Origin of the sequence: uncultured Streptomyces sp., from assembly GCF_947488945.1 — a bacterium.
Lineage (GTDB): Bacteria > Actinomycetota > Actinomycetes > Streptomycetales > Streptomycetaceae > Streptomyces.
Genome location: NZ_CANLBS010000011.1, coordinates 129,227 through 142,689 on the forward strand (window position 1 = coordinate 129,227; position 13,463 = coordinate 142,689).

General features: G+C 73.5%; 12 protein-coding genes. 7 read left to right on the forward strand and 5 right to left on the reverse strand.

The features are described 5' to 3' along the window. Positions 1 to 5 precede the first annotated feature (5 nt). Complete coding sequence (locus Q0994_RS19250) at positions 6 to 1,484, forward strand: hypothetical protein (protein ID WP_299536476.1); 1,479 nt, start codon at positions 6 to 8, stop codon at positions 1,482 to 1,484. A 109-nt stretch (positions 1,485 to 1,593) separates the two neighbouring features. Here Q0994_RS19250 and Q0994_RS19255 read toward each other — a convergent pair whose 3' ends face one another. Continuing rightward, positions 1,594 to 2,505 (reverse strand): LysR family transcriptional regulator, encoded by a 912-nt coding sequence (locus Q0994_RS19255; RefSeq protein WP_299536479.1) that lies wholly within the window; start codon positions 2,503 to 2,505, stop codon positions 1,594 to 1,596. Positions 2,506 to 2,581: 76 nt separating this feature from the next. On the opposite strand from Q0994_RS19255, the gene Q0994_RS19260 reads away from it, so the two are divergent. Beyond that, a complete protein-coding gene (locus tag Q0994_RS19260; RefSeq protein ID WP_299536482.1) occupies positions 2,582 to 3,499 on the forward strand; it encodes a DMT family transporter in 918 nt (305 codons plus the stop codon). Between the two features lie 100 nt (positions 3,500 to 3,599). On the opposite strand, the gene Q0994_RS19265 is transcribed toward Q0994_RS19260, so the two are convergent. Then, positions 3,600 to 4,256 carry a TetR/AcrR family transcriptional regulator gene (locus Q0994_RS19265; protein WP_299536485.1) on the reverse strand — a complete coding sequence of 219 codons (657 nt, stop codon included), beginning with the start codon at positions 4,254 to 4,256 and terminating at the stop codon, positions 3,600 to 3,602. 181 nt (positions 4,257 to 4,437) lie between these two features. Between Q0994_RS19265 and Q0994_RS19270 the strand changes: the two genes are divergently transcribed. Further along, on the forward strand, positions 4,438 to 5,943 hold the full coding sequence (locus Q0994_RS19270; protein ID WP_299536487.1) for an MFS transporter: 1,506 nt from the start codon (positions 4,438 to 4,440) through the stop codon (positions 5,941 to 5,943). A gap of 39 nt (positions 5,944 to 5,982) precedes the next feature. Here the strand turns inward: Q0994_RS19270 and Q0994_RS19275 are convergent, their stop codons facing one another. After that, positions 5,983 to 6,195, reverse strand: a complete 213-nt coding sequence (locus Q0994_RS19275; protein ID WP_299536489.1) for a DUF4287 domain-containing protein — start codon at positions 6,193 to 6,195, stop codon at positions 5,983 to 5,985. Positions 6,196 to 6,475: 280 nt separating this feature from the next. Between Q0994_RS19275 and Q0994_RS19280 the strand changes: the two genes are divergently transcribed. Continuing rightward, positions 6,476 to 7,963, forward strand: a complete 1,488-nt coding sequence (locus tag Q0994_RS19280) for an alkaline phosphatase PhoX (RefSeq protein ID WP_299536491.1) — start codon at positions 6,476 to 6,478, stop codon at positions 7,961 to 7,963. A gap of 242 nt (positions 7,964 to 8,205) precedes the next feature. Continuing rightward, positions 8,206 to 8,436: a hypothetical protein gene (locus tag Q0994_RS19285; RefSeq protein WP_299536493.1), complete on the forward strand. Its 231-nt coding sequence runs from the start codon at positions 8,206 to 8,208 to the stop codon at positions 8,434 to 8,436. Positions 8,437 to 8,599: 163 nt separating this feature from the next. Here the strand turns inward: Q0994_RS19285 and Q0994_RS19290 are convergent, their stop codons facing one another. Continuing rightward, on the reverse strand, positions 8,600 to 9,841 hold the full coding sequence (locus tag Q0994_RS19290; RefSeq protein WP_299536495.1) for a TerD family protein: 1,242 nt from the start codon (positions 9,839 to 9,841) through the stop codon (positions 8,600 to 8,602). A 198-nt stretch (positions 9,842 to 10,039) separates the two neighbouring features. After that, a complete protein-coding gene (locus Q0994_RS19295; protein ID WP_299536497.1) occupies positions 10,040 to 10,852 on the reverse strand; it encodes an NAD(P)-dependent oxidoreductase in 813 nt (270 codons plus the stop codon). A gap of 414 nt (positions 10,853 to 11,266) precedes the next feature. Here Q0994_RS19295 and Q0994_RS19300 point away from each other — a divergent pair, with 414 nt between their 5' ends. Further along, on the forward strand, positions 11,267 to 12,283 hold the full coding sequence (locus tag Q0994_RS19300) for a 5-dehydro-4-deoxyglucarate dehydratase (RefSeq protein ID WP_299536499.1): 1,017 nt from the start codon (positions 11,267 to 11,269) through the stop codon (positions 12,281 to 12,283). Then, positions 12,280 to 13,461, forward strand: a complete 1,182-nt coding sequence (locus Q0994_RS19305) for a hypothetical protein (protein ID WP_299536501.1) — start codon at positions 12,280 to 12,282, stop codon at positions 13,459 to 13,461. Before Q0994_RS19300 ends, Q0994_RS19305 begins: the two co-directional genes overlap by 4 nt. The last annotated feature ends 2 nt before the right edge of the window (positions 13,462 to 13,463 follow it).

A 13,463-nucleotide genomic window follows, 5' to 3' on the forward strand; every position in this document is an offset into this window, starting at 1 on the left:
CCCCGATGTCCGCAGAGCGTCCCACCCTGCCGCCGGTGCGGCTCCCCGCAGAGGCCGAACTGGCCAGGGACGCACTGGCCTCCCCGCTGCTCACCCGTGCCGTCCAGCTCGCCCGCTGGGCGGGTCCCGACACCCGTGTCGGAGCCGGTGGCGAGCTCGCCGAGGCGCAGCTTCCCGAGGCCGCCGCGCACCTGGGTCTCCCCCCGGACGACGACGGCGCCGCCCTCGCGAGCGAGGCGTGGCGGCTGGCCGTCGACACCGGACTCGTGGACGTCACCGACCCGGAGGAGCCCGAGGAGGAGGACGGCACCCTGCCCGACGCGACCGGGACCGCCACCGTGGGCGAGAACCTCGCGCTGCTGACCTCCGGTTCGCCGCAGGACGTGCTCGCGATCTGGCTGGACGGTCTGGAGGCCGTGTTCGCCGACGCCACCGCGCCCGTCTTCGACGACTTCGCCGACCTCGTCGGGGAGGACGGCTCGGTGGACTTCGGGGCGCTGGACTGGGACCCGGAGGCCGAAGCGGAATTCCTCGACGGAGTGCTCGGCAACCTCTACCTGCTGACCCTCTCCGAGGGCGGCCCCGGTGACGGTCCGGTGCCGCTGCCGGCGCTCGCCGCCTCGATGATCGTGCCCGACGACATGGGTGAGCCGACCGACGACGTCCTGGAGCAGGTCTCCGAGGCGATGATGCGTCTGGACGACCAGTTCCGTGTCCTGGAGCCGATCGGGATCGTCGAGTACCAGCCGGTCGACGAGACGCTGATGGTGGAAGAGGGCGAGGAGCCGCCGGCCGTCGCGGACGACGAGGACGTCAGCCGTTACGGCATGGTCCGGCTGACCCCCCTCGGCCTCTACGGCATCCGGACCCGGATGCTCGACGCCGGACTGGACGCCCCGCTGACCGGCGACCTCGCGGACAAGGACGCCGCCGCCCTGCTCGACGGCATCGCCTCCTACCCGGAAGGCGCGGCCCGCACCGAGATCGCGCTCTGGGTCGAGAAGCGCGGTTCCGGCGGGGCGGTGTCCGCCGCGTCCGACCTGCTGGCGGCGGGCAAGGGGGCGGACGAGGAGGCGCCGCTGCGCCGCCTCCACTGCCAGCAGGCTCTCGCCCTGGTCGGCCCGGAGGCGGAGCCCGCTCTGCGGGCGGTGCTCGACGACCCGGAGCTCGGCGGGCTGGCCCGGGTGTGGCTCGCGGAGCACGGTGCGGGCGAGGTGCCCGCACCCCCGGAGTCCATGATCTTCTGGCTGGCGGTGGACACGATCGCGGCCCACCTGCACGCGGACGGCGAACTGGAGGAGATCCAGGAGCTGATCGAGGGCCTCTCGGGCGGGCACAGCGGCTTCTTCGACGAGGTGTGGCGCGTCGACCACCCCGCGACCGCCGAGGTGCTGGAGGCCATGGGCCGGCTGCACAGCGACAAGAAGTCCGCGAAGGAAGCCCGCAAGGCGGCTTTCAAGGCCCGCTCGCGGGCGGGGCACTAGACACCCGAGTGGGCGGGGCACCGCACGGGCCGACAGCCGCCACGTGGGTGGTCGGCCGGACGCGTGGGGGCGGGGGCGCGCCGGGCCGGGCCGGGTGCGCCCGGTGCCTTCAGCCGTCGGGGGCTGTGGTGAGGCGGTCGAGGACGTGCCGGATGCCGGGTTGCCGACCGGTTCCCGAGCGGGTGAGGGCATGGACGCTTCGGTGGACCGGCACGCGCAGCGTGTGGATGCTGAGGTCGGGGCCGGGGGTCGGCAACGCCATGCGGGGGATGAGGGCGACTCCCGCGCGGCGGGCGACCAGGGCGGTGAGAACGGCGAAGTCGCCCGCCACCGCCACGGCTCGCGGGACGAAGCCGGCGGCGCCGCAGGCGCGTTGGGTCATTTCGTGGCAGGCGGTCTCGGGGCCGGGAAGCAGCCACGGAGCGTCGGCGAACCGGCGTAGGTCCGCCTGCGCACCGGGAGCGAGGCGGTGTTCGGCGGCGTCGGCGGGGTGCAGGACGAGGTGCACGGGTTCGTCGAAGAGGGCCGTGTGCTCGCAGCCCGCGGGGACCGGGCGGGGAAGCAGGCTGTACGAGTGGGTGACCGCGATGTCGACCTCGCGGCGGCCGAGGGCGGCCTCCGCGGCCGGGGGCTCGTGTTCGGCCAGGAACACGGTGGGCTCCTCCGGGCCGGGTGCCGTGCCGGGCTCGGGCCAGAGGCCGGGGAGGATCGTGCGGGCGGCGGAGGCGAAAGCCGCGATGCGGACCGTGCCGCGCTCGCCCTGCCGCAGTGCCGTGAGATCCGACTCGGCGGCGGCGAGGTTACCGAGGAGGACATGTGCGTGATCCACGAGGCGCTGCCCCGCGCCGGTGAGGTGAAGGGTGCGGCCCCGCTTCTCCAGGAGTTGCACCCCCGCTTCCTTTTCGAGCACAGCCAGTTGCTGGGACACGGCCGGGCCGGTGAGATGCAGGGACCGGGCTGCGGCGGCGACCGTGCCGTGCGAGGCGAACTCGGCCAGCACACGGAGTCGGCGGACGTCCAACAAGAAAGTTTCCCTATGTAATCAGCGAGAAAAAGGTAACTAGACCTAATGAATGCTACCCGGCAGAGTCGACAGGGTGAAGCTCAACAAGACCCTGCTCGCCCTCGCCGCCACGGTGCTGCTGTGGGCCATCGCCTTCCCTGCGATCCGGGTGGCACTGGAGGGCTACGGACCGGCCCAGCTGTCCTTCCTCCGCCTCGCCGTCGCCTCCCTCGCCCTCGCGGCCGTCGCCCCGTCGCTGGGAGTGCGCCGCCCCGCGCGCGCCGACCTCTGGCGCATCGCCGTCGCGGGCGGTACCGGGATGAGTGCCTACCAGTTGCTGCTGAACTGGGGAGAGGTTCACGTGCCCGCGGGCACCGCCAGCCTGATCGTGGCCGCCGTCCCCGCGATGAGCACCGTGCTCGCGGCCTGCTTCCTGGGTGAACGGCTCACCCCGGCCAAGACCGGCGGATCACTCGTCGCGCTCTCCGGCGCGGCCCTCATCGCCGTGTCCGGCAAGGAGAGTGGATACACGGCGGCGGCATGGGCCGTCCTCGCGGCCGCGTGCGGCCAGGCCGTCTACCACCTGACGATCAAGTCCTTGCTGCGGCGTTACACCGGGCTCGAAGTCGCCACCTACGCGATGTGGGCCGGAACCGCTCTTCTCGTCCCCCTCGCCCCCAGTACCGTCCGGGCCGTGCTCGACGCCCCTGCCGGTGCGTCCGCGGCGGTCGCCTTCCTCGGCCTTCTGCCCTCGGCCGCCGGGTTCGTCATCTGGGGCTACGCCGTTGCCCGGCTCAGCGTCACCGCCGCCACCGCCGCGCTCTACCTCGTCCCCGCGGTCACACTCGCCGTCTCCTACCTCTGGCTCGGCGAGCAGCCTCGGCCCCTCGCGGTTCTCGGTGGACTCGTCACGATCTTGGGTCTCGCCCTTCTCCACAGGCGCCGCAGATCCATCGAGCGCGTCCCGTCCCCGAACCCGTCACCCGTCGCCTTCCCGCGCCACCACTCCTGAGGCTCGCCGCCCGCCGACACGCACGAGAGGCCTGACGAGCCCGTGAGCCGGTAACCCGTTGCCCCTACTCCGGTTTCGCCGGCGGCACGGGCGGGGGCGCTCAGCGGCTGAGCGCCCCCGCCCGTGCCGCCGCGCAGGCGGACCTCGCGGCGCGGTCGGCCAGCGCGTCGTCCAAGGGCTCGCCCGTGTGGAGCAGGGCGTAGTACAGCGGGGCGGACACGGCGGCGATCACGGCACGGGCGTCCGTGCCGGCCGGGACCTCGCCGCGCTGTTCGGCCTCCGCGACACAGCCGGCCCATTCGTCGATCCGTACGGCGTAGAAGCGGTGCAGGGCCTCCTTCGCCTGCTCGTCGCAGAGCGAGGCCGCGATGAGCGCGCGGAAGAGGCGGCCCTGGCGCGGATCGTTCAGCGTTTTCACGACCAGTCGGGCATTCGCCCGCAGGTCGTCCGCCAGGCTCCCGGTGTGCGCACTCGGCAGCGACTGCTCCGCCATGTCCTCCAGCAGGTCGGCGGCCAGCAGCGCCGGAGTGCCCCAGCGACGGTAGACGGTGGTCTTGCCGACGCCGGCGCGGCGGGCGATCTCGGCGAGGTCGAGCCGGTCGAACCCCTCCTCCACCAGGGCGTCGCCCGCTGCTCGCAGTACCGCCTCGCGCACCCGTGCGGTGCGTCCGCCGGGGCGCACGCTGCCCGGCACGGGAGCCCCCGCCACCGCGTTCCCGTCGTCCGCCGACGGCGTGGTGCCCTCGCCTGAGGTCATAAACGGTTCTCCAGTTCCATTACGGGGCCGTTCGGTGCTACCGTCCATCTTAACGGAACGGGAGCCCCGTTTGTCGGGTCGCCGTCGTTCCCTGCGGGGGTGCGTCCGCCCCGCGGTCCGTCCTGCCTGCCCCTTGGTTCCGCCGTCCGCCACGACGGCGGTGGCGAAAGGAACACGTCCCATGTCCCCTGCCCAAGCCGCCGCGGACGGTGCGGAGACCACCGTCACCGCACCCGCCGCCATCACCGCACCAGCTTCCACCCCCGTCCCCGCCCCTGCCGCCGCACCCTCCACCGCCCGCCTCACCGGTCGTCACCGGGTGGTCCTCGCCGTGCTGCTGGTCGCCCAGTTCATGCTGGCCGTCGACTTCTCCATCCTGAACGTGGCCCTCCCCGCCATCGGCGAAGGGCTCGGGTTCGCGCTGGCCGACCTCCAGTGGATCGCCACCGCCTTCGCCCTCTCCGCCGCAGGGTTCACCCTGCTCTTCGGGCGGGTCGCGGACCTGGTCGGCCGCCGCCGGGTCTTCCTCGGCGGCCTCGGGCTGCTCGCCGTCGCTTCGCTCGCCGGCGGTCTCGCGACCTCCCCGGAGGTGCTGATCGCCGCCCGCGTCGCCCAGGGCCTCGCCACCGCCGCCGTCACTCCGGCCGGCCTCTCCCTGCTCGTCACCGCGTTCCCCGAAGGACCCCTGCGGCAGAAGGCCCTCGGCCTCAACGGGGCCCTGATGTCGGCCGGGTTCACCGCCGGAGCGGTGCTCGGCGGCGTTCTCACCGACCTGTTCTCCTGGCGTTGGGCCTTCCTCGTCAACGTGCCGGTGGCGCTCGCGGTGCTGCTGGTCGCCCCCGCCGTCGTCAAGGAGTCCCGGCCCGCCCGGCGTCCCGCGCTCGACGTCCCCGGCGCCGTGACCGTCACCCTCGGTCTGCTCGGCGTGATCTACGGCTTCACCCTCGCCGGCGAGCACGGCTGGACGTATCCGGGCACGATCCTCGCCCTGGTCGTCGGCGCCGCACTGCTCGCCGTGTTCCGGTCCGTGGAACGCCGGGTCGCCGAACCCCTCGTGCCGCCGCGTGTGCTCGCCCGGCCGGGTGTGGCCTGGGGCAACGTCCTCGGCCTGCTCGCCTTCGTCACGGAGACCTCACTGGTCTATCTGCTGACCCTCTATCTGCAGAAGACCCTCGGCTTCTCCGCGCTCACCGCCGGTGTCTCCTTCGGCGTGCTGGGCCTCGGCACCGTGGCCGGAGGGCTGCTCGCCGCCCGGGTCATCGCCCGTACGTCCACGCGTACCACCCTGGTCGCCGGCGGTCTGCTCCAGGCGGTGGCCACCGCGGCCCTGCTGCTGCTCGGCCCGGAGAGTTCTTCCATGGCACTGCTGCTGCCCGCCACCTTCTTCGGGGGCGTGGGCAACATGCTGGTCATCGTCGGGTTCATGGTCACCGCGACCTCCGGCCTCCCCGACGGCGAGCAGGGTCTCGCCACCGGCCTGGCCACCATGTCCCAGCAGATCGGCATCACCCTGGGCACCCCCGTGATGTCGGCCGTCGCCACCGCGGCCTCCGCGGGGATCGTCACGGCGGGCGCGGTGCTGCACGGCGTCACCGTCGCCATCGCGGTGAACACGGCGCTGGTGCTGCTGGGGGTGCTCATCGCCGCGGTGTTCCTCCGGAACCGGCCGGAACCGGCGGGCGGCTGACGGCCGGCCCGCCGGCCGGGCGGGCCCAGCCCTCCCGCCTCACCGCCGGGCGTCCTCCGCCAGGGTGTGGGCCACCAGCGCGTTGGCGTGGCCGTGGCCGAGTCCGTGTTCGGTCTTGAGCCAGGACACCAGCTCCATGTGGCGGGTGAGCGGGGACGAGCGGACGAGCTCCTTCCATTCGGCCACGGGGCGGCCGTACTTCTTCTCGATGGCGGGGAAGTAGCTCGCGGGGCCCTTCACGGTGTCGGTCATGGCGCTGGTGTTCCCGTCTCTTCGGGTGACGCGCGGTCCGGGTTCGGACGCGGCACGGGTAAGACCGGCGGCGGCCGGTGAAATCATCGCCGCGCGCCGTACGTTCCCGGCGCCCGGCCGATCGGCGCACGCCCGGACGCCCGCCGTCTCCGGGCCGACCGTGGCTTCACAGGAAGGGTGCCGCCGGAAGTCGCCCGTCGTTCATCCGGCGTTGGCCCGGGGCCGGGAACGTGAGCGCGCACCCCACCCCACCTCATCCGGTCGGCACACAGGAGACGCGATGACAGTCACCCGTAGAGAGTTCAGCAAGCGGTCGGCCCTCGCCGGGGCGGGCATCGCCCTGACCGGGGCGGTCGGCACCCTCGCCACCGCGCCCGGCGCGCTCGCGGCCGAGGACGCGAAGCACGGCGGCGGCCACGGAGGGCACGGCGGCGGTCATGGCCACGGGGAACCGGGCTACGGTCCGCTGATCTCCGACCCGAAGGGCATCCTCGCCCTGCCCGCCGGGTTCTCGTACCGCATCCTCACCCACAGCGGGGTCACCACGCTGGAGTCGGGCGAGACCACCCCGTCCAACCACGACGGCACCGCCGCCTTCGAGGGTCCCCGGGGCGTCACCCTGCTCGTCAACAACCACGAGCTGAGCGGGGTGCGTACGAGCTGGGCGCACCCCGTACCGCTGGCCGAGGGCCTGGTCTACGACGCCGTCGCGGCCGGCGGCTGCACCGTGGTGGAGACCCGCCGCGACGGCAGCACCGCCGAGTGGGTCGGCATCGCCGGCACCTCCACCAACTGCACCGGCGGCTCCACCCCCTGGGGCACCTGGCTGACCTGCGAGGAGACCGAGGACAAGGCCGGCAAGAACGGGCTGCTCAAGGACCACGGCTACGTCTTCGAGGTCGATCCGTACGACCGCCGGGCCAACCGCGACCCGCGCCCGGTCAAGGCGTTCGGCCGGTACGCCCACGAGGCCGTCGTGATCGACCCGCAGCGCGGCCACGCCTACCTGACGGAGGACGCCTCCACCCCCAACGGGCTGCTGTACCGCTGGGTGCCGCCGAAGGGGTTCACGCACGGGCGCGGCAAGCTGCGCACCCTCGCCGACGACGCGGGCGTGCTCCAGGCCACCAAGTGCTTCGACAAGAACGGCGCGTTCGTCGACGACCTGTCGCGCGCGACGAAGATCGGCACCGTCTACGGCGTCGACTGGGTCGACGTGCCGGACCGCGACGCCAAGACGGTCTCGGTGCGCAAGCAGTTCGCCGACGGCCAGGTCACCCGGGCCCGCAAGCTCGAAGGCATGTGGTGGGGCGACGGCGGCGCGTACCTCGTCTCCTCCTTCGCCCGCTCGGAGAGCCCGGTCCAGCACGACGGCCAGGTCTGGTTCTACGACCCCAAGCGCCGCACCCTCACCCTGAAGGTGCTGCTCGGCGTCAACGCCGACCCGTCGGTGGACGGCGCGTTCGACGGGCCGGACAACATCACCGTCTCCCCCTACGGAGGTCTGGTCATCGCCGAGGACGGCGACGGCATCCAGCACCTGTTCGGGGCGACCGACAGCGGCGTCACCTACCCGATCGCCCGCAACGAGCTGAACGGCGGGACGGCGCAGGAGCCGGAGTACAGCGAGTTCACCGGGGTGACCTTCTCGCCCGACGGCAAGACGCTGTTCGCCAACATCCAGACGCCGGGCATCATGCTCGCCATCACGGGCCCGTGGAAGCGCCAGTCCGACAAGCGCACCGGCGGGCGCGACGACCAGGACTGAGCCGCCACGTGCGTCACCGGCGTCCCGGCGCCGGTGACCGCTGCCACGCCCGGCGAGGGCGTGGTGGCGCCACCACCCCTTCGGGGGGCTTTCCGGGGCCCCGCGCGGGCCGTCGTCCCTGCTGGAAGGCGCTCGGCGAGCCAGGTCGGACGGGCCGCGCCGCATTACGAATCCGGTACTACTGGTCCCCCCGGAGGGGGCGGGCATGGCGTCCGCCGCTTATGAGGCGCATACTCAAGGTAATGAAACAGTCAGCCGGATCCCGGCGTCACCTGCCTTCCAGTCCCTTCAACCGCCCGGCCCAGGCGGCCCCACCGGTCGAGGTATTCGACGTGGGCGACCGGGTGTCGCACGACCAGTTCGGCCTCGGACGCATCCTTGCCGTCGAGGGCGACAACGACGCAGTTCTGATCGACTTCGCTGGGCGGCAGGGGAGGATCCTGAGCCCGTACTCCAAGCTGACCAAGCTCTGAGAGCACGGACGGCGCGTGCGGCGTCCGCGCGGAGAGACCGGAACCGGGGCACCTGAGACATCAGGTGCCCCGGAAGCCGTTTGACCGCCGGACGCCCCCGCTGGACGCCCCCGCTGGACGCCCCCGCCGGACGCCCCGTCGGACGGCGCCGACCGCCTCGGGGTCAGAGCATCTTGGCGGCGGGCTTGACCATGCCGCGCACGGTGCGGGACTTCACGAACTCGCCGACGGCGGTCATCTCCCACTCGCCGGAGAACTGCTTGATCAGCTTCGCCATCATCACGCCCGTCTGCGGCTCGGCGCCGCTCAGGTCGAAGCGCACCAGCTCCTCGCCGGTGGCCGCGTCGATGAGGCGGCAGTACGCCTTGGCGACGTCGGTGAACTTCTGGCCGGTGAACGAGTTCACCGTGAACATCAGGCCGGTGGCCTCGGCGGGGATGCGCCCGAGGTCGACGACGATCACCTCGTCGTCGCCGGCGCCCTCACCCGTGAGGTTGTCCCCGGAGTGCTTGATCGCCCCGCCCAGGATGGCGAGCTTGCCGAAGTAACAGCTGTCCAGGTGGTTGCGGTCCGGGCCGTACGCGATCACGGACGCGTCCAGGTCGATGTCCTTGCCCCGGAAGGCGGGCTCCCAGCCGAGCCCCATCTTCACCTTCGAGAGCAGCGGCTTGCCGTTCTTGACCAGCGACACCGTCTGGTTCTTCTGGAGGCTGACCCGGCCCTTGTCGAGGTTGATCCGGCCGTTCGACGCGGGGGCCGGCGCGGCGGGCGGAGCGGGCGGAGCGGGCGGGGCCGGGGGCACGGGGGCGGAGACCCGCGGGTCCACCGGCGGAGCGGCCTGCGGGACCGGCGGGGCGACCGGAGCGGCCTGCGGGGCGGCGACCGGGGCGGCGGGGGCGGCCGGCTCCTCGACCGTCACGCCGAAGTCGGTGGCGATGCCCGCGAGGCCGTCGGCGTACCCCTGGCCCACGGCGCGGGCCTTCCAGACGCCGTTGCGCCGGTAGACCTCGATGACCACGAGGGCCGTCTCCGTGCCCAGCCGGGGCGGGGTGAAGGTGGCGAGCGGGGCGCCGCTGTCCGCGTCGCGCACGGTCGCGGTGGGCTCGACGCCCTGGAAGGTCTGCCCGGCGGCGTCGGGGCTGGCGGTGACGACGATCTTCTCGATGCCCGGCGGCACGGCCGCGGTGTCCACGAGGATCGCGTCCGGCTGCGTGCCGCCGCCGGAGCGGTAGGTCACTCCGGGGCCCGCAGGCTGGTTGTAGAAGATGAAGTCGTCGTCGGAGCGCACCTTGCCGTCGGCGGTGAGCAGCAGGCCCGAGACGTCGAGCCGCACCGGTGCGGCGACGTCCACCGCCACGCGGGCGGCGGAGAGGGGGATGTTCGAGCCGGGTGTCATTGCGGTCATGCAGGGGGTAACGAACGACCCGGCTTTGCCGTTCCCTTACCTTCGCGCGCACCGCCCGGCCGGCCCAGTCCGTCCCGTGTCCCGGCGGGGGCCGCACCGGTCCGGACGCCGTGCGGCCCGGCGGGCCCCGGCCCGGTACGGCCGGACGCCCGGTACGGCCGATGTCCGGCACGGCCGACGTCCGGCGCGACCGGATGCTCAGTACGGCCAGATCGGCGGGTCGGTGACGAAGTGGCCGCCGAGGTGCGCCTGGTCCGGGTTGGCGTCCGGGTCGAGCGGGCCCTGCTCCGCGACGAGCTTCTCCGCGTACGGCTCCGAGTCGTCCTCGGGCTCGTACCCGAGCGACCTGGCGCTCGTCAGGTCCCACCACAGGCGGGTGTTGGCGGAGGAGCCGTAGACGACGCGGTGGCCGACGTCGGGGGCGGTGAGGGCGGCGTGGAAGAGGCGGGCGCCGTCGGCGGGGCTCATCCACACGGAGAGCATCCGCACCGAGGTGGGCTCGGGGAAGCAGGAGCCGATGCGCACCGAGACGGTCTCCAGGCCGTGCCGGTCCCAGTAGAGCTGGGCGAGGTCCTCGCCGAAGGACTTGGAGAGGCCGTAGAAGGTGTCCGGGCGGCGGGGGGTCTCCACCGGCAGCAGCGGGTCGCCCGGCCGGGGCGTCGGGGTGTAGCCGACGGCGTGGTTCGAGGAGGCGAACACGATCCGGCGCACGCCCTCCTCGCGGGCGGCCTCGTAGAGGTTGTAGGTGCCCTCGATGTTGGCGCGCAGGATCTTGTCGAAGGAGGCTTCCAGCGAGATGCCCGCGAGGTGGATGATCGCGTCGACGCCCCGCACGGCCTCGCGCAGCGCCTCCTTGTCCGCCAGGTCCGCGGTGATCGCGTCCGGTTCGCCCTCGACCGGGACGAGGTCGAGGAGGCGGAGCTCGTAACCGTGAGCGGGCAGCAGTTCCCGCATCAGGGTGCCGAGGCCGCCTGCGGCGCCGGTGAGCAGGACGGTGCGAGGGGCTGGCATAGGGAGGTCTCCTCGGTGCGGCGCACGCTGAGTTGAGCCGGTGCGTCAACTCCATGGACGGCATTCACATGCGTGGACAAGGTAAGAAGTGCGGCGCGTCGCGTCAAGGGGCGGGGCCCGTCGAGGACGCTCTCGCGGACCACTTTCGTTCGTCGTTCGGCGCGCCTTCCCTCCGTCTTGACCGGTGCACGGGGCTGCCCTAGCGTGGCGCCGTTCACACATGTGGACATCGATCACAATGGCGTACGCAACCTCGCAGGACCGCTCGCTGGGCCCCGGTCCCGCCCGGTCCGCGCGGCCGGCCCGAGGGTCCGTCGACCCGGTCCGGACGTCGTGGGCGCGTCCGCCAGTACCGCAGCCTGTACCTGTCGTACCGCGTCCGTATCCGCGTCTGCATCCGCTCAGGGAGCGCCCGTGACCTCAGCCCCCCTCGCCGCCCGGCTGGCCTCCGCCGCCGGACCGCTCTTCTTCCCCGTCACCGCCTACGGGGCCGACGGCGCCGTGGACCTCGACGCGTTCCGCGCGCACGTGCGGGCCGGTGTCGACGCCGGGGCCGCAGCGGTCTTCGCCTGCTGCGGCACGGGCGAGTTCCACGCGCTCACCCCCGAGGAGTTCCGCCTGGTGGTGGCCGCCGCCGTCGAGGAGACCGCCGGGCAGGTGCCGGTGGTCGCCGGCGCCGGATACGGCACCGCGATCGCCGTCCAGTACGCGATCCTCGCCGAGGAGGCGGGGGCCGACGGCCTGCTGGCCATGCCTCCGTACCTGGTCGTCGCCGACCAGGCCGGGCTGCTGCGCCACTACCGGACGCTCGCCGCCGCCACCGGCCTGGACACCGTCGTCTACCAGCGCGACAACGTCGTCTTCACCCCGGAGACCGTCGTCGAGCTGGCCCGCACCCCCGGCGTCATCGGGCTCAAGGACGGACTCGGCGACCTCGACCTGATGCAGCGGATCGTCAGCGCCGTGCGCACCACGCTGCCGGGGCGGGACTTCCTCTACTTCAACGGCCTGCCCACCGCGGAGCTGACCGGGCCCGCCTACCGCGGCCTCGGCATCACCCTCTACTCGTCCGCCGTCTTCGCCTTCGCCCCGGACATCGCCCTCGCCTTCTACCGGGCGCTCGAATCCGGCGACACCGGCGTGGTCGACGCTCTCCTCGACCGCTTCTACCGGCCCCTGGTCGAGCTCCGCAACCGTGGCCGCGGCTACGCCGTCTCCCTGGTCAAGGCGGGGGTGCGGCTCGGCGGACTGGACGTCGGCGAGGTACGCAGCCCGCTCAGCGAACCGGCCCCGGAACACGTCGAGCGGCTGATCGAGATCGTCGCGGACGGCCGGGCGGTGCTGGCGGAACTGGACCCGCAGGCCCGCAAGGCGGTCGCCGCCACGGACGGTCCCGGCGCGTCCGCCCGGGGCGCGGGGGAGACGGCATGAAGACCTCCGCCTTCCTCTACCCGTGGGACGTCGTCGGCGACCCGGACGCGCCCGCCCGGATCGCCGCGCTCGGCGTCCGCCAGGTGACCCTCGCCTCCGCCTACCACTCCACCCGCGCGCTCACCCCGCGCCACCCGGCGACCCGGATCGTCACCGCGCCCCACGCGGCGGTGTACTACCCGCCGGACGAGAAGCACTGGGCCGGCCTCGGACTCACCCCCCACCGGCAGACCTGGACCGCGGGGGACGACCCGTTCGCCGTCGCGGCCGAGGCGCTGACCGACGCCGGTCTCGAAGTGCACAGTTGGGTGGTGCTCGCGCACAACTCCCGGATGGGGCAGGAGCATCCGGAGGCCTCGGTCGTCAACGCCTACGGCGACCGGTACGGCTGGGCTCCCTGCATCGCCCAGCCCGCCGTGCGGGACCATCTGGTGGCGCTCGCGGCGGAGGCGGCGGCCCGCCCCGGGGCGCGCGGCACGGAGCTGGAGTCCTGCGGCTGGTACGGCTTCGCGCACCTGCACGCCCACGACAAGGTCTCCGGCGTCGCCCTCGGCGACGCGGCGCAGTACCTGATGTCGCTCTGCTTCTGCCCGTCCTGCACCGACGGGTACGGCTCGGCCGGTCTCGACCCCGAGGAGCTGCGGGACGCCGTGCGGCGGGCCCTGGAGCCCGTCTGGGCCGGAGCCGGCGACACCGGCGGCGGCTGGTCCGGCGTCGAGCGGCTGCTCGGCGCCGAACTCGCCGCGACCACCCTGCGGTACCGCACCGGGGTCGCCCGCGCCCTCCAGGAGGCCGCGGTGGGCGCGGTGCGCGCCGCCGCGCCCGACGACCGCTTCCAGGTGCTGCTGCACGCCGACCCGGCCCCCCACCGCACCGGTGCCAACGTCGGGGTCGACGCCGCGCACATCCTCTCGGTCGCGGACGGCGTGGTGCTGCCCTGCACCGGCGGCGACGCGGCGCGCGAGGCGGTGCTCACCCCGTTCGCCGGCCTGGCCGGGGTGCGTGCCGCCAACTTCGGCGTGGTCACCGGCATGGGCGGCAGCCCCGGCACGCTGGAGAGCGACGCGCGCCACGCCGCCTCGCTCGGCGCGGACCAACTGCGGCTCTACCACGCGGGTCTGGCCTCCGGGCCGGACCTGGAGGCCGTCGCCAGGGCGCTCTCCCGCCTCGCGCGATGAGC